Source organism: Pseudokineococcus sp. 5B2Z-1 (genome assembly GCF_037482305.1).
GTDB lineage: Bacteria > Actinomycetota > Actinomycetes > Actinomycetales > Quadrisphaeraceae > Pseudokineococcus.
Genome location: NZ_JBBHZG010000004.1, coordinates 327,071 through 342,319 on the forward strand (window position 1 = coordinate 327,071; position 15,249 = coordinate 342,319).

12 protein-coding genes and 1 pseudogene are annotated in these 15,249 nt (G+C 77.6%); 4 read left to right on the forward strand and 9 right to left on the reverse strand.

The window, feature by feature from the left end; genetic code table 11:
• Nucleotides 1-384 precede the first annotated feature (384 nt).
• Genes WDV85_RS12300 through WDV85_RS12310 form a run of 3 tightly spaced genes read right to left on the reverse strand, consistent with a single transcriptional unit; the run spans nucleotide 385 to nucleotide 2,742 of the window.
• The gene (locus WDV85_RS12300; protein WP_339570893.1) at nucleotides 385-888 is read right to left on the reverse strand and encodes a thioesterase family protein; all 504 of its coding nucleotides are present in this window, start codon (nucleotides 886-888) and stop codon (nucleotides 385-387) included.
• On the reverse strand, nucleotides 885-1,862 hold the full coding sequence (locus WDV85_RS12305; protein ID WP_339570894.1) for a 3-hydroxyacyl-CoA dehydrogenase NAD-binding domain-containing protein: 978 nt from the start codon (nucleotides 1,860-1,862) through the stop codon (nucleotides 885-887). Before WDV85_RS12305 ends, WDV85_RS12300 begins: the two co-directional genes overlap by 4 nt.
• Entirely contained in the window at nucleotides 1,855-2,742 is an 888-nt protein-coding gene (locus WDV85_RS12310; RefSeq protein WP_339570895.1) for a 3-keto-5-aminohexanoate cleavage protein, read from the reverse strand. The genes WDV85_RS12305 and WDV85_RS12310 overlap by 8 nt, the downstream gene beginning before the upstream one ends.
• A gap of 145 nt (nucleotides 2,743-2,887) precedes the next feature.
• Between WDV85_RS12310 and WDV85_RS12315 the strand changes: the two genes are divergently transcribed.
• Complete coding sequence (locus WDV85_RS12315; RefSeq protein WP_339570896.1) at nucleotides 2,888-3,724, forward strand: TetR/AcrR family transcriptional regulator; 837 nt, start codon at nucleotides 2,888-2,890, stop codon at nucleotides 3,722-3,724.
• A 34-nt stretch (nucleotides 3,725-3,758) separates the two neighbouring features.
• On the opposite strand, the gene WDV85_RS12320 is transcribed toward WDV85_RS12315, so the two are convergent.
• Entirely contained in the window at nucleotides 3,759-6,329 is a 2,571-nt protein-coding gene (locus tag WDV85_RS12320; protein WP_339570897.1) for an MMPL family transporter, read from the reverse strand.
• Between the two features lie 122 nt (nucleotides 6,330-6,451).
• Here WDV85_RS12320 and WDV85_RS12325 point away from each other — a divergent pair, with 122 nt between their 5' ends.
• Nucleotides 6,452-7,057 (forward strand): TetR/AcrR family transcriptional regulator, encoded by a 606-nt coding sequence (locus WDV85_RS12325; protein ID WP_339570898.1) that lies wholly within the window; start codon nucleotides 6,452-6,454, stop codon nucleotides 7,055-7,057.
• A gap of 30 nt (nucleotides 7,058-7,087) precedes the next feature.
• On the opposite strand, the gene WDV85_RS12330 is transcribed toward WDV85_RS12325, so the two are convergent.
• The 4 genes and pseudogenes from WDV85_RS12330 to WDV85_RS17165 form a co-directional block, all read right to left on the reverse strand.
• Complete coding sequence (locus WDV85_RS12330; protein ID WP_339570899.1) at nucleotides 7,088-9,127, reverse strand: hypothetical protein; 2,040 nt, start codon at nucleotides 9,125-9,127, stop codon at nucleotides 7,088-7,090.
• Between the two features lie 105 nt (nucleotides 9,128-9,232).
• A complete protein-coding gene (locus WDV85_RS12335; RefSeq protein ID WP_339570900.1) occupies nucleotides 9,233-10,501 on the reverse strand; it encodes a cation:proton antiporter domain-containing protein in 1,269 nt (422 codons plus the stop codon).
• A gap of 15 nt (nucleotides 10,502-10,516) precedes the next feature.
• Nucleotides 10,517-11,428, reverse strand: coding sequence for a cytochrome c oxidase assembly protein (locus WDV85_RS12340; RefSeq protein WP_339570901.1), 912 nt, complete (start codon nucleotides 11,426-11,428; stop codon nucleotides 10,517-10,519).
• A 2-nt stretch (nucleotides 11,429-11,430) separates the two neighbouring features.
• Nucleotides 11,431-12,013 (reverse strand): annotated as a pseudogene (locus tag WDV85_RS17165) (DUF2243 domain-containing protein).
• 181 nt (nucleotides 12,014-12,194) lie between these two features.
• Between WDV85_RS17165 and WDV85_RS12350 the strand changes: the two are divergent.
• Both WDV85_RS12350 and WDV85_RS12355 read left to right on the forward strand, forming a co-directional pair.
• A complete protein-coding gene (locus WDV85_RS12350) occupies nucleotides 12,195-12,566 on the forward strand; it encodes a DNA polymerase ligase N-terminal domain-containing protein (RefSeq protein ID WP_339570903.1) in 372 nt (123 codons plus the stop codon).
• 98 nt (nucleotides 12,567-12,664) lie between these two features.
• On the forward strand, nucleotides 12,665-13,642 hold the full coding sequence (locus WDV85_RS12355; protein WP_339570904.1) for a 1-phosphofructokinase family hexose kinase: 978 nt from the start codon (nucleotides 12,665-12,667) through the stop codon (nucleotides 13,640-13,642).
• A 37-nt stretch (nucleotides 13,643-13,679) separates the two neighbouring features.
• Here WDV85_RS12355 and WDV85_RS12360 read toward each other — a convergent pair whose 3' ends face one another.
• Nucleotides 13,680-15,197: a GGDEF domain-containing protein gene (locus WDV85_RS12360; protein ID WP_339570905.1), complete on the reverse strand. Its 1,518-nt coding sequence runs from the start codon at nucleotides 15,195-15,197 to the stop codon at nucleotides 13,680-13,682.
• Between the last annotated feature and the right edge of the window lie 52 nt (nucleotides 15,198-15,249).

Sequence of the window (15,249 nt, forward strand, 5' to 3'; positions counted from 1 at the left end):
AGCGTGTCGTTGAGCGAGCCGCCGACGACGCCGACGCGCAGGCGGCCGCCGCGGGCGGCGCCGCTGCTCCCCCCGTCTCGGCGCCGGGGATGGCGGCGGAGCCGCAGCCCGTCAGGACTGCGGCGCCCACGCCGGCGAGGCCGAGGCCGAGGACGCTGCGGCGGTCGAGGGGGCGGGCGGCGAGCCGCCGGGTCGGGGTGCTCCCGTGCGGGGAGCCGGGGGGCCGGGTGCTCCGGCCGGGGCGGGCTGGTGGTCCGTCCAGGGTGTGCCTCCTTCGCAGGGACCTCGCGCCCCCGAGGCCTCGGGGGCCTCCGGGCGCTCGGTCGGGGGGTGCGCCGGTCGGTGGGGAGCTCGGCGGGCGGGGTGCGCCGGTCGGCCGCGCGGTCACGCCACCGGGGCGCCGACCTCGCGGATCGCCCGGTGCGCGTGCGCGGGCGCCGGCGCCAGGTGCCGGCCGAGCGCGGCGCGCCGCTCGGCCGGGAGGGGGGCGGCCCGGCCCGCGGCGCCGTCCACGTGCAGGGCCAGCACCTCCTCGGTGGCCACAGGCCCGTCGCCCCCGGGGCGCCCCGCGACGGCGGCGTGCATCTCGTGGACGAGGTGCACGCGCTTGTCGTCGAGGCCGACCACGCGGGTGCGCACGGTGAGCCGGGCGTCGCCGCGGACCTCGTGCAGGTACCGCACGTGCGCCTCGACGGTGTACAGGGAGCAGCCCGTGGCGGCGCGGTAGTCGGCGTCGAGCCCGGTGGCGTCCATGAGGGCGTCCGTGGCGTGGCCCATGACGAGGACGTAGTACGCCTCGCTGAGGTGGCCGTTGTAGTCCAGCCACTCCGGGCGGACGTCCTCGGCGTGGACGAGGGGGGTCTCCGGCGGGTGCCGGGGGCCGCTCACCGGGCGGCGCCCTCGGCCGCGCGCACGGACTCCACCGCGCGCAGGACGGCGATGAGGCCGCGGTCGCGCTCGGCGACGAGCTCGGCGGCCGTGCGGCCGCGGGCCTCGCCCTCGGCCCCCGCGACCATGCGGTCCCGCAGGTCGTCCGTCAGCGGCGGCGCCGCCAGCCGCGTCCACGGCTCCTCGAGCGAGGGGCCGAAGTGGTCGAGCATGTGCGCCATGCCGCCGTCGCCCCCGGCGAGGTGGAACGTGAGGACGGGCCCCATGAGGGCCCAGCGCAGGCCGGGGCCGTCGACCACGGCCGCGTCGATCTGCTCGGCGGTCGCCTCGCCCTCGGCGACCATGTGCAGCGCCTCGCGCCAGACGGCCTCCTGCAGGCGGTTGGCCACGAAGCCCGGCAGCTCGGCGTCCAGCGTGATGACCCTCTTGCCGGCCCGCGCGTAGAAGTCGGCGGCCCACCGCACCACCGCCGGGTCGGTGCGCTCACCGCCCACGACCTCGACGAGCGGCACGAGGTACGGCGGGTTGAACGGGTGCCCGACGACGAAGCGCTCCGGGCGGGCGCACCGCACCTGCATCTCGGTCATGCCGTAGCCCGACGTCGAGGACGCGACGACGACGTCCGGGGGCACGACCTCGTCGAGGTCGGCCAGCAGGGCCTGCTTGAGCTCGAGCCGCTCGGGGGCGCTCTCCTGGACGACGTCCGCATCGCGGACGGCGTCGGCGAGGTCCGTGGTGACCCGCAGGCGGTCCCGGGAGGCGCCGCTCGCGAGCCCGAGCTCGGTGAGCGCCGGCCACGCGGCGTCGACCTGGCGGCGCAGCCGCTCGGCGCCCTCGGGGGCCGGGTCCCAGGCCGTGACGTCGTAGCCGCGGGCGAGGTAGTGGGCCACCCAGCCGCCGCCGATGACGCCGGTGCCGACGCACGCGACGGTCCGGACCTCCTGCGGGGGCCGCAGCGCCAGCGGCTCAGCCACGGGGTGCCAGCCCGAGCTTCTCGCGGCCCTCGGCGGGGCTGAGGACGCGGGCGCCCATCGACTCGATGATCGTGCGGGCCCGGTCGACGAGCTGGGCGTTGGTCGCGGGCACGCCCCTCGACAGGTAGAGGTTGTCCTCCAGCCCCACCCGGACGTTGCCGCCGAGCAGCACCATCTGCGCGACCATCGGCATCTGCATCCGGCCGATGCCGAAGCCGGCCCAGTTGGCGTCCGCGGGGACCATGTCGGCCATGGCCTGCGCGACGCGCGGCTCGGCCGGGGCGCCGTAGGGGATGCCCAGGCACAGCTGGTACAGCGCGGGGGCGTCCATGAGGCCCTCGGCGACGAGCTGGTTGCCGGCCCGGACGTGGCCGGTGTCGAAGCACTCCATCTCGGCCTTGACGCCGAGCTCCTGGATGCGGGCGGCGCCCGCGCGGAGCATCTCGGGGGTGCTCACGTAGGTCATGTCGCCGTCGCCGAAGTTCAGCGTGCCGCAGTCGAGGGTGCAGATCTCGGGGCGGATCTCCTCGACGTGCGCGAGGCGCTCGCGGGCGCTGACGAGGTCGGTCCCCGGGCCCGAGCCCAGCGGGTCGGCGTCGGGGACCTGCAGGTCCCCGCCCATGCCGGCGGTGAGGTTGACGACGACGTCGACGCCGCTGGCCTCGATGCGCTCGACGACCTCGGCGTAGGCGGCCACGTCGCGCGAGCCCTGGCGGGTCTCCGGGTCGCGCACGTGGACGTGGACGACGGCGGCGCCCGCCCTCGCCGCCTCGACGCCGGACTCGGCGATCTGCTGCGGCGTGACGGGGACGTGCGGGTTCTTGGCGGTGGTGTCACCGGCGCCGGTCAGGGCGCAGGTGAGGATGACGTCGCGGTTCATCCGGTCGACCTCCACGGGACGTGGGCGGGCCGCCCGCGGCGGGCGCGGCGGCATGTCGTCGGTGCCCACGAACGTAGGTGCGGGCCGGGGCGCCCCCCGAACGCGCGATGCGAGGATCGCAACGGCGGGCGCCTACCGTCGGGACGTGGAGAGCGGTGGCGAGGACGTGCGGCGGCGGGTCCGCGAGCTCGTCCGCGACGCCGAGGGCACGCAGCGGGAGTACGCCGCCGCGGTCGGCATGGACCCGGTCAAGCTGTCGAAGTCGCTGACGGGGGTGCGGCGCTTCCGGCCGGAGGAGCTGGCGGCCGTCGCCGAGCGGTCCGGGGTCGGCCTCGGCTGGCTCGTCCGCGGCCGGGGGAGCGGGCCGCGGCCCCGACCCCGCCGGACCGCTGCGCCGCGCGACGCCCGCCGTCGCGAGGAGATCCTCGAGGCGACCTGGCGGCTGGTCGCGCGCCGCGGCTACTCCCGCCTCCGCCTCGCCGACGTCGCGGAGCGCTGCGGCACCAGCCCGGCGGCCGTCCACCACCACTTCCCGAGCAAGCGCGTCCTCGTCCTCGAGGCCCTCATGCGCTGCGTCGAGCGGGCGTTCGAGCGCCAGCGGCGGGACGTCGAGCGGCTCGAGGACCCGTGGGAGCGGGTGCTGCGCGTCCTCGAGCTGCAGGTGCCGTCGAGCCGCCAGGTCCGCGACGAGTGGTCCGTGTGGCTCCAGGTCTCGGGCGAGGCCGCGGTGCACCCCGAGCTGCGGGAGGTGCAGGGCGAGTTCCACCTGCACTGGCGCCGTCTCGTCTCCGAGGCCGTCCGCCACGGCGTGGAGCAGGGCCGCTTCGCCGACGTGGACCCCGAGCGGGTGGCGGTGGCGCTGATGGCGCTGGCGGACGGCCTGGCCGTGCAGCTGCTCACCGGCACGCCGGGCTGCACGCCGCGGACCATGCACGAGCACCTGCGGCGCCTCGCCGAGCGGGAGCTCCTCCCGGCCGGCTGAGGCGCCGCAGGTGCGCCGGTGGTCGTGCGGGAGGTCAGGCGCCGCTCGTCACCGCGGCGGGCCGCGGGTCGCCGCCCTGCGCGTCGGCGGGGCGCTCGCCGTCGGTGCGCGGGTGCTCGCGCTCGAGGGCCGAGCCCTCGACGTCCACGTGGGGCAGCACGCGGTCGAGCCACCGGGGCAGCCACCACGCCCCGCGGCCGACGAGGTGCATGACGGCGGGCACGAGCACGAGCCGGACGACGAAGGCGTCGAAGAGCACGCCCGTGGCCAGGCCGAAGCCGATGGGCTTCACCGCCGCGAGGTGGGAGAACACGAACCCGCCGAAGACCGAGACCATGATGATCGCGGCCGCGACGACCACGGGGCGCCCGCTGCGGAGGCCCACCATGACGGCGCGCCGCGCCGGCTCGCCGTGGACGTGGGCCTCGCGCATGCCCGAGACGACGAAGAGCTGGTAGTCCATCGCGAGCCCGAAGAGGATCCCGACGAGCAGGAGCGGCGCGAAGTTCAGCACCGGGCCCGGCGTCGTGACGCCGAAGACGTCGGCCAGCCAGCCCCACTGGTACACGGCCGTCACGGCGCCGAGGGCGGCGAAGAGCGAGAGCGCGAAGCCGGCCGTCGCGAGCACCGGCACGAGCAGCGACCGGAAGACGACGACGAGGATCACGAGCGACAGGCCGATGACGACCGCCAGGTAGAGCGGCAGCACCTCGGCCAGCCGGTCGGAGATGTCGATGTTGCCGCTGGCGGCGCCCGCGACGCCGACCTGGACCTCGCCGTCCGCGCCCGCGGGCAGGGTGTCGACGGTCGGCTGGAGGGAGCGCAGGTCCTGCACCAGCTGCTCGGTGGAGGCGCTGGAGGGGCCGTCCTCCGGCACCACCTGGAAGGCGAAGAAGGAGCGGTCCGCCGAGACGCCGGCGGGGGCGACGGCCACGACGTCGTCGAGGGCGGCCACCTGCTGGGCCACCTCCACCTGGGTGGCCAGCTCGTCGTCCTCGGCCACCGGCTCCGGCAGGTCCGCCGTCACGACGAGCGGGCCGTTCTGCCCGGGCCCGAAGGCCTCGGCGGCCGCGGTGTACGCCTGGTAGGCGGTGGTGTCCTCGGCCTCCTGCGCACCGCTCGGCAGCCCGAGGCGGATGGACAGCGCCGGCACGGCCACGACGAGCAGGGCGACGACGGGCAGGACCACGCCGAGGACGGCCTTCGTCGTGCTCATCGGGCGGGCGGGGTCGACGTGGGCGGCCTCGTGGCGGCGCCCGCCGCGACCGAGGACCCGGTGCCCGAGGAGCCCGAGGACCGCGGGCGTGAAGGTCACCGCCATGAGGACGGCGACGAGGACGCAGACGGCGCCGACGGTGCCCATCGTGCCGAGGAAGCCGATGCCGGTGACGTTGAGGCCCAGGAGGGCGAGCAGCACGGTGGAGCCGGCGAAGACGACGGCGCTGCCGGCCGTGCCGTTGGCGAGGCCGATGGACTCGCGCACGCCCACGCCGTCGCGCAGCTGCCGGCGGTGCCGGCTGATGATGAAGAGCGAGTAGTCGATGCCGACGGCGAGGCCGAGCATGACGCCGAGGGCGGGCGTCACCGAGGCCATCTGCACGACGTCGGAGAAGGCCAGCGAGGCGGTGACGCCGATGCCGACGCCCGTCAGCGAGGTGACGATCGGCAGCGCGGCGGGCAGCAGCCCGCGGAGCATGACGAGCAGGACGACGCCCGCGACGACGACGCCGATGACCTCGCCCGGCCCGAGGATGCCGTCCGTCGAGTTGGCGATCTCGGAGGAGACGTCGACCTGCACGCCCGGCAGGTCGGCCTGCTCGAGGTGGTCGACGACGCCCGTCCGGACCTCCTCCGGCAGCGAGAACTGGTCCTGCGTGAACTGCACGACCGCCAGCGCCGTGGCGCCGTCCTGCGAGACGGTGCGGATGCCCGAGGACAGGTCGGCCAGCTCCTGGCCCAGCTCGAGCTGGCGCCCCTGCGCCTCGAGCTCGGCGCGGCCCTCGTCGAGCTGCTCCTGCTGCGCGTCCAGCTGCGCGCGCTGGGCGTCGAGCTGGTCCTGCTGGGCCTGGAGGTCGGGGGCGGCGCTGAGCGGCAGGCCCGCCTCCTCGAGCTGCTGCGCCGCCGCGTCGAGCTGGTCCTGCCCCGCCTCGAGCTGCTCGCGCCCGGCGTCGAGCTGCTCCTGCCCGGACTCCAGCTCGGCGCGCCCCGCCTCGAGCTGGTCGGCGCCGTCGGCCAGCTGCTGGCGCTGCTGCTCGATCTGGTCCTGCGAGGCGAAGGGGTCGACGGTGCTGGCGACGCCCTCGAGGCCGGCGACGTCGTCGAGGGCCGTGGCGACGGCCGCCTCCTGCTCGCCCGTGAAGGGCTGCCCGTCCTCGGTGCGGAGCACCACGGTGCCCGTGGCCCCGCTGGCGCCCGGCACCTCCTCCGCGAGCTGCGCGGCGACGCGGTCGGTCTCGGTGCCGGGGATGGAGAAGGTCGAGACGAGGGTGCCGCCGAAGGCGAGGAAGGCGCCGACGCCCAGCGCCAGCACGGCGACCCAGGCGACGACGACGCGCCAGCCCAGGCGTGCTGCCGAGGTGCCGAGCCGGTGGAGCAGATGGGCCACGGTGGTGCCTTCCGAGCGCAGGGGCGGTGGCGCTCGCCGTCGAGCGGTACGACGGTAAACGACACCTGTCGGGTAGACAACACGTGTCGTGCGGGAGGTCGCCCGGGTGCGACACTCCGGGCATGGACCCGCGCGTCGCCCGCACCCGGCAGGGCCTGCAGGAGGCCCTGCTGGCCCTCGCCCGTGAGCGGCCGCTGGACGAGATCACCGTCGCCGACGTCGCCGAGCGGGCCGGCGTCAACCGCAGCACCTACTACCAGCACTACGGCGACAAGGACACGCTGCTCGCCGACGCCCTCGACGCCGCCACGGCCGCCGCCGGCGAGCAGATCGGGACCCGGTCGGGCGCCGAGGCGGACGAGCCGGTGGTCTGGACGTCGCCGGGCGACCTCGCCCGCGCCCGCGGGGCGCTGCTCGCCTACCTCACCCACGTCGAGGAGAACGCCGACCTCTACCGCCGGGTCCTCGGGGAGCACGGCTCGGCCCTGGCGGCGGGCCGGGTGCGCCGCCGCGTCGAGGCCATCGTCGGTGACGCGCTGGTCGGCGGCGCCGAGGAGGTCCCCGGGGTCCCGCTGACCGTGACCGCCGGGGCCATCTCCGGCCTGGCCCTCGGCGTCGTCACGGCCTGGGTCGAGCGGGCGCCGGACGCGCCCGCGGGCGAGGTCGCCGAGTGGCTCTGGCGGGTCCTCGACCACCAGGGGCTGCTGGGCGCCGGGCCGCCCGCCTGAACTCGCCTCCGGCTCCTCGCGACGCGCGCGTCAGCGGACCTCGACCCTCGCGTTCGGCGAGATCCCCTGGGCGACGGCGGTGGTGGCGGGCCGGACGACGCGCACGTACCAGCGGCCGCGCGAGGGCAGCACCACGCGGGCGCTGACCTTCCCGGCCGACGGCGCGACGACGGCGGCGTCGCGCCAGGCGCTCGAGCCGTGCTGGACGACCTGCACGCGGACCTTCGGCTCCGCGTCGCCAGGACCGACGGTCCCCTGCACCGTGACGGCGCGGCCCGCGGTGGCCGTCGGCGGGACGGAGGGGAGGGATACCGCCGCGCGGACGACCGAGGCGTCCTCCCGGCTGACGACGAGAGGGTCCCGGGCGTCGCCGCCGCTGCGCGTCAGGGCGCGCCAGGCGCCGCTCCGGCCGGGGCGCACGGTGAGGGAGGCGCGCCCGTCCGCGCCGGCGACCGCCGTACCGGCGTCGAGCCAGCGCGTCGTGCCCGCCCACCGCACCTGGAAGCGCACCTCCGCGTGGGCGAGCGGGACGGGCTGCCGGCCGGGGCCGCGGCTCTCCTGCACGAGCGCGACGGCGCCGACCCGCTGTCCGTGCACCAGGTCGGGGACCGTCGTGGAGATGCGGACCGGGCTGCCGACGGTGGTCGTCGTGCTCGCCGTGCGGCCGAGGCCGCCCGAGAGCGTGTAGTAGAGGGTCACCGAGTGCAGGCCCTGCGAGGTCGGCGTGAAGGAGAAGCTCGGCGTGGCGACCGCGCCGCCGCGCGACCCGCCGCACAGCTCCCCGCTCGACCAGCCGCTGGTGCGGTCCGGCGAGGTCACCTCGACCAGGCAGCCGGTGACGGTCCGCCCGGGCGGGGCGGTGACCGTGGCCCGCACCGGCACCGCGAGGCCGGTGAGCGCCTGCTCGCCCGTCGGCGCCTGCCAGCGGACGTCGGCGTCACCGGTCACGCGCATGGTGGCGGTCGACGCCTCGGACATCGGGCGGCCGCGGGTGTCGAGCAGCTGCCAGGTCGTCGCGTAGGTGCCGGGTGCGGGGGCGTAGCCGTCGACCTGGACGTCGTACCTGTCGGCGTCGCCGACCGGCACGGGCCACCGGAGGTCGGCGAAGGGGAGGTCCCGCTGGAGCGCGGGGCCGGCGCCGGCGCTCGTCGGGCGCACGACGACGCGCACGACGCCCGGCACCACGCCGTCCGTGCGGAGCCGCTGCACGGTCAGCGTGCGGCCGGGCGGCTGGCCGCGGTCGAGCTCGAGCGACCCGCTCCACGCGGCGTCGGGCGCGCGGCGCACCAGCACCTGCGTCCGCCAGCCGGGGCCGTAGGCGCCGCCGGGCGACGTCGCCCGGACCACGAGGTCGTACCAGCCCTCGGCCAGGTCGGCGACGGGCACCGACAGGTCCCCGCGCAGACCGGGGAAGACGGTGTCGCCGTAGGGCACGGGGTCGACGACCACCCTCCGGACGGCGGTCGCACCCGACGGCGCCCTCGGTGAGAGCCGGGCCTCGACGACGCCCACCTCGGCCCGGCCGCCCGTCGACAGCGCCGCCGTCACGTCCACGCTGGTGCCGGTCACGACGACCTCCGCGGGCTGCGCGCCGCGGACGCCCCAGTCGCCGGTGCGCAGGACGGTGAGGATCGACGGGGGGTGCACGACCTGGCTGACCGTGACGGCGTCGTCGCCCGTGGACCCCGCGGTGTCGGTGACCGAGACCTCCATGCGGTCCGGGTAGAAGGCGAGCGGGTCCCGGTCCCCGACGAAGGGCTGCCAGGAGTCCAGGTCGACGGGCAGGACCACGCGGCAGCCCTCGGCGCACTCGGGCCCGAGGTCGCGGTGGACCTCGTGCTTCCACCACAGGCGCAGGTCGACGGCCGACGGCGGGGCGTCACCGGGGGTGACGTCGAGGACGACGTCGAAGGTGCCGGAGACGGGCCCGGACCGGGGGGTGACGATGCTCACCGACGGCGGCACCGCGGTGGCGGTCGTCGCCGAGGCGGGCAGGCCGACGAGGGCGGTGGTCGCGCAGGCGAGGGCGGCGACCGCGCCTGTGAGAAGGCGGGCTGGGTGGGAGGGCACGCCGGATGATCGGTCGTGCAGCGCCACGGGCGCAGGCGATCGCGTGAGCAGGGGGATCGGTCAGCCGTCCGGGTGAGACGGGCCGGCGGCCGCTCCGGTCGACGGTCAGGCCGAGCTGTCGCCTCGCCGCCGCGCCGGCAGCCGCAGCGGCAGGTGCCCGGCCGTCCGGTGCTCGACGGCACCGACGCCCACCCCCTGCATCGAGGCGCCGTAGCGGGCGCTGAGCGGGGCCGCGCTCAGCCCGTGCAGGAAGATCGACAGCAGGATCGCCGTCGCGGCGACGACGAAGACGTCGTCGCCGCCCGGGACGCCGGCGTCCGCGACGATCACCGCGTAGACGATCGAGGCCAGCCCCCGCGGGCCCGCCCAGGCGACGAAGCCGACGGTCCGGGGTCGCAGGCCGCTGCCGAGGAGTGAGAGCACGACGGCGACCGGCCGCACGAGCACGAGGCTGAGGACGGCGTAGACGAGGACGCGCCAGTCCAGCGCGCCGAGGACGTCGGCGACGACGACCGCCCCGAAGAGCAGGAAGGTCACCTGCGTGAGCAGCTGGCCCTCGGCCTCGGCGAACTCGGTGGTGCGGGGGAGCAGCGAGCGGGCGCTGGTGCCGACGACGAGGCCCGCGGCGAAGGCGGCGACGAAGCCGTTGCCGCCGAGCAGCTCGGCGCCGCCGTAGGCCAGCGCGGCGAGGGCGATGGTGGCCAGGCGCTGCGTCGTCTCGGTCGCCCAGTCGCGCCCGGCGCTCCACTCCAGCAGGCGCCCGCCGAGCCAGCCGACGAGCGCGCCGACCCCCACGCCCAGGCCGACCAGCTGCAGGAGCAGGACGACGTACCCGCCGACCGAGCCGGCGTCGCGGGCGGCGAGGTCGAGCGCCACGGTGAGGAAGGGCACCGCCAGGCCGTCGTTGAGGCCGCTCTCGACGTTGAGGGTCTGCCGCACGCGCGCCGGGACGACGTCGCTGACGAAGGACTGGCCGAGGGCGGCGTCCGTGGGGGCGAGGGCCACGGCCAGCAGCGCCACCGCGGCCACGGGCAGGTCGGGCAGCAGCAGGACGCCCACGCCGACGCCCGCGGCGATGGCGAGCGGCAGCCCCAGGCCGAGCAGCCGCAGCGCCGGGCCGTGGTGGCGCAGCACCGTGCGCAGGTCCATGCGCGAGGCGTCGGTGAACAGGACGACGACGAGCGTCACCTCGGCCAGCACGCTGACGAGCTCGTCGTCGACCTGCAGGTCGAGGACGCCGAGGACGCCGGGCCCCAGCAGCAGCCCGAGGGCCGTGAAGACCATGGGCATCGTCACGACGGACCCGCTGAGACGGCCCGCCAGCAGCGAGAAGGCCAGCACCGCCAGCGCGATGACGACGACGTCGGACTCCACGGGCAGCTCCTCCGCTCACCTCGACCGGGCTCCCGGGCCGACCGCCCGGGGCGGCGTCGACGGTGGCAGGGGTGCGTCCGCGGGGCACGTCGGGACCCGCCCCGCCCCGGGGCGCGGGGCGACGCGACCCCGCGGCGCGGTCGCCCGGTACCAGCCGTGCGCGACGAGGACGGCGAGCGCGAGGTCGACGACGTCGCCGCCGTGGGCCATGAGCCGGGCGCCGACCTCGGCGTCGCGGACGTCGACGCCCGGCGGCGGGGCGGCGTAGAGGTGCTTCGCCAGGAGCGTGTGCGCAGCGACGTAGACGACGAGGACGCCCGCGCGCACGGCCACCGGCGCGCGGTGCGGGTCGGGGTCGACGCCGACGAGGGACGCCGCGAGCAGGTACCCGGAGGCCAGCACGTGGGCGTGCACGGCGACGTGCACCCACGGTGAGGCGTGCATCGCCGGGTAGAGGTCGGTCCTGTACAGCGCCCAGGCGCCGCCCCCGGCCAGCAGGGCCGCGACGGCGGGGTGCGCGAGGACCCGCACCGGCGGGGTGCGCAGCAGGCGCGCCAGCGCCCGGGCCCGGCGCACCGGCAGGGCGCGCAGCGCCAGGGTCACCGGCGCCCCGAGGGCGAGCAGCAGCGGGCCGAGCATCCCCAGCAGCAGGTGCGCGCCCATGTGCGCGGTGAAGCTCGTGTGCGCCGCCCGCGCCAGGGGGCCCACGAGGGCGGCCGCGACGCAGAGGAGCCCGCCGGCGAAGATCGCCGTCCGGTGCGCGGGCCACGGGCCTCGGCCCCGGCCATGGCCCTGCAGCGCCCGCCGTCCCGCGCTGTGCAGCGCCCACGCGAGGAGGACGACGGCCAGGGCGCCGAGCTCGACGGCGGCCCAGCCCGCGCCCGCGACGTCGAGCGCGCCGGCTCCGGTGCCGTGGTGGTCGCCCACCCTCAGCGGCCCCCGCGCGGCGCCCGGGGTGATGCCCCGGCCGGGCGGGCGCGCCGCAGCACGAGCAGCCCGGCGACGAGGACGAGCACGGCCGAGCCGATCCACGCGGCGTCGTAGACCCACAGCGCCGCGACGTCGTAGCGCACCTGGTGGATCCGCAGCAGCTTGTGGTCGACGACGCCGTCGAAGAGCTGGAAGCCGCCGACGCCCGCGAGCACCGCCCCGGTCCAGCGCCGCCAGGGCACCGGGCCGCGACGGCGGACGTCGAGCAGGAGGAACACCCCACACGGACGCCGTCCACGCGGCGGCGTGGAAGAACGCGTCGGAGGTGATCGACACGGTCGGCGTCGACCGGTCGTAGAAGTGGTGCCACTGCAGGGCCAGGTGGAAGACGAAGAGGTCGACGAGCGACGCCGCGGCGCCGGCCCCGAGCAGGGCGCCGGCGAGGACGGTGCGGCGGCCCGGGTCGGCGGGGCCGTCGCGGCGAGATCGGCGGGCGGGCGGGGCGCCCGCGTCGTCAGCGGTGGCCATGGAGCCTCCCCGGTCGGGGGCGGGGCGCCGCGGTCTCGGGCGCCGTGACGGCATCCGACCACGGCGGGCGGACGAGCGGCGCCGGACGTCGACGCCAGGCTCGAGACCGACGGACGACGTCGTCCGTCGGCGCGGCAGCCCCCGTCCGTCGGTCTCGTCGGGCTCGTCCCGCCGTCCGTCGGTCTCGTGCCCCCGGCGCCGGTGGCGCGGCAGCCCCGCGCGCGACACTCGGGCGGTGGACCCCGCCCGCCCGGCGTTCGTGCTGCACGACCACCGGCGCCCGACGCACCACCTCGACCTGCGGCTCGAGGAGCGCGGCGCCCTGCGCTCGTGGGCGCTGCCGCGCGGGCTGCCGCAGCGGGCGGGGGAGCGGCGCCTCGCCGTGGCCGTGCCCGACCACGACCTCGACCACCTCGGCTACGAGGACGACGAGAAGTCCGTCGCCGACACCGGCTGGTGGGAGGAGCACAGCCGCGACGAGCGCCGCCTCGTGCTCACCCTCCACGGCCGGTCCGCGCCCCGCCGGTACGCGCTCGTGCGGACGCCGCGCGACTGGCTCCTCCTGCTGACGACGGAGCAGCCCGGCTCGCCGTCCCCGGGCGGCTGAGCGCGCGCGGTCCGGCTCGCCGACGGTCCTGCGGCCCGGCACGATCAGGCGGCTCGTCCCGCCCGCCTGACGCCCCACCCCCGTCCCCGAGGAGCCCCGTGGCCGCCCGCACGACCGATCGCACGGCAGGCCGGGGGACCGGCCGCGTCACCGTCCTCGCCCCCTCGCCCGAGCTGCGCGTCCTCGTCGAGCCCGCGCCGGACGGCACCACGGAGATCCACCTGCACACCGGCGGCCAGGGCGCGTGGGTCGGCCGGATGGCGCGCACCCTCGGCGCCGAGGTCGAGCTGTGCCTGCCCCTCGGCGGGGAGTCCGGCGTCGCGCTGCGGGCGCTGCTCGAGGCGGAGGGGCTCGGCCTGTCCGTCGTCGGCATCGGCGCGGACACCACGACGGTCGTCCTCGACCACCGCGGCGAGCGCGACGCGACGGACGCCGAGTCGGGCGACCGCGTCGCCGACGCCCCGAGCGCCCTCACCCGTCACGAGGTCGACGACCTCGTGACGGCGGTGCTCACCTCGGCGCTCGCGAGCGACGTCGTCGTGCTGGCCGGCAGCCAGCCCGCCGACCTCCTGCCGGCGGACGTCTACGAGCGGCTGGCGCGCGACCTGCGGGCGCAGGGGCTGGTCGTCGTCGCCGACCTCTCCGGCGCCCAGCTCGACGCCGCGCTCGCCGGCGGGGTCGACGTGCTCAAGGTCGCCCACGACGAGCTGCCCGCCGAGGAGGTGGCGCCGGACGACGTCGACGCGCTGCGCGCGGCGGCGCGCGAGCTGCAGGAGCGCGGGGCGCGGGCCGTCGTCGTCACGTGCTCCAGCGAGCCGGGCCTGCTCCTCACCGGGGACGGCGCCGCTCACCGGCTGCGCGCGCCGGACGTGACGCCGGCGCAGACGCGGGGCTCCGGCGACGCCCTGTGCGGCGCCGTCGCCGCCCGGCTGGCGCAGGGCGCCGACCTGCTCGACGCCGTCCGCACCGCGACGGCCGCGGGCGTCGTGAGCGTCGCCCGGCAGGGCCACGGCACGGGGGACCGGGCCGCCGTCGAGGCCTTCGCCGAGCGGGTCGAGGTCGAGGCCCTGGCCTGACCCGCCGCGGCCGGGCGCGCCGCCGGCGCGGACGGGCTCAGGTCGGCCGACCGGCCGTGGACCGCTCCTCGGCCGGGTGGACGACGACGCCCCCGCGCCCCCGCTTGGCCACGTACATCGCGGCGTCGGCCCGCCGCAGCAGCTCGTCGCCCCCGGGCCCGTGGTCCGGGCTCGCGCTGACGCCGGCGCTCGCGCCCACCACCACCTCGCCGCGCGCGAGGGCGAAGGGCGGGGTGAGGACGGCCACCGCGCCGCGGGCCCGGGCGGCGCCGTCGTCCGCGCCCGCACCGGGCAGGAGCAGCGCGAACTCGTCGCCGCCCAGGCGCACGAGGTGCTCGCCCGGCCCGGCGGAGGCCCGCAACCGCTCGGCGACGAGGCGCAGCAGGTCGTCACCCGCGTCGTGGCCGAGGTCGTCGTTGACCGCCTTGAAGCCGTCGAGGTCGAGGAGGACCGCGGCCGTGGGCTCCGTCGTCGAGCGGTCGAGCAGCTCGCGCAGCGCCCGGCGGTTGCCGAGGCCGGTGAGGTCGTCCGTGTCGGCCTCCCGGCGGGCCCGCTGGTAGGCGGTGAGGGTGCCGAGGAGCACGACGACCTTCCCCAGGACCACGACGACCGCGAGGGCCGCCGCGACGGCCGCCGGCAGCAGCACCGGGCGGGTCTGGCCGGCGAGCAGGACGGCGAGGCAGACGACGGTGAGGACGACGGGGCCGATGACGGCGGCCCGCTGGTCCTCCGGCCGGCGCTGCACGGACCGGGGCCGGGGCAGCGCGGCGGCGAGGGCCAGCAGGACGGTCACCAGGACCGCGCACGTCGCCAGGCCGGCGCGGATCGCGTCCTCCTCGACGCTGGCGGCGACCGCGGCGGCCGCCCCCCAGGTCCCCACGAGGAGGACGGTCGAGGCCGCGACGACCGCTCGCACCCGCCCGTCGGCCCACCCGCCCGACAGGGTCGTGCTCGTCACGACGAAGGCGCACGAGAGCAGGGAGACGACGGCGGGCAGCAGCACGAGGCAGGACTGCCAGGTCGACAGGCCGGTCGTGGCGTGGACCGACCCGGCGAGGAGGGCCCACGTGAGGGCCGCGCTGGTGAGGAAGCCGGCCACGACGTCGAAGAGCCCGTAGAGCCCGGCCGCCCGCAGGCGGACGCGGACCAGGTGCACCTGGGCGGCGACGAGCAGCAGCGACCCGAGGGAGACCCCGAGGACGGCCAGCTCGGACATGAGCGGGAAGGTCGTCACGGAAACCGGCGGTGCGCTCGCCACGCCGAGGAGGAGGCCGGCGGCCAGGACGAGGCGCCAGGTCGCCCGCTCGCTGCCGCCCCGGGCCCGGACGACGAGGACGCCCAGGGCCGCGAGGTGCACCCCCGCCAGCGCGCAGGCGGCGACGACGGACGGTGACGGCGAGGTCGCGACGGCCGCCGCCCCCGCGAGCGCACCGACCGCCCCGAGCCCGGCGGCGCCCACGAGGAGGCGCCGCGGCCCGGGCTCCGGCCCCCACCGGTCGGGCCGGGGCAGGAGCCGGACCCGCTCGCGGGGTCGCGCGCCGGCGGACGTGCTCACGGGGGGATCCTGCCCCGCCGGACGTCGCCGAGGGGCGCGGTTCGCCCGTCCG

What these genes read in the sequence shown, in the direction of transcription:
- WDV85_RS12310 (WP_339570895.1), bottom strand. Translation starts at nt 2,742, where the DNA reads ATGAACCGCGACGTCATCCTCACCTGCGCCCTGACCGGCGCCGGTGAC.
- WDV85_RS12325 (WP_339570898.1), top strand. Translation starts at nt 6,452, where the DNA reads ATGGACCCGCGCGTCGCCCGCACCCGGCAGGGCCTGCAGGAGGCCCTG.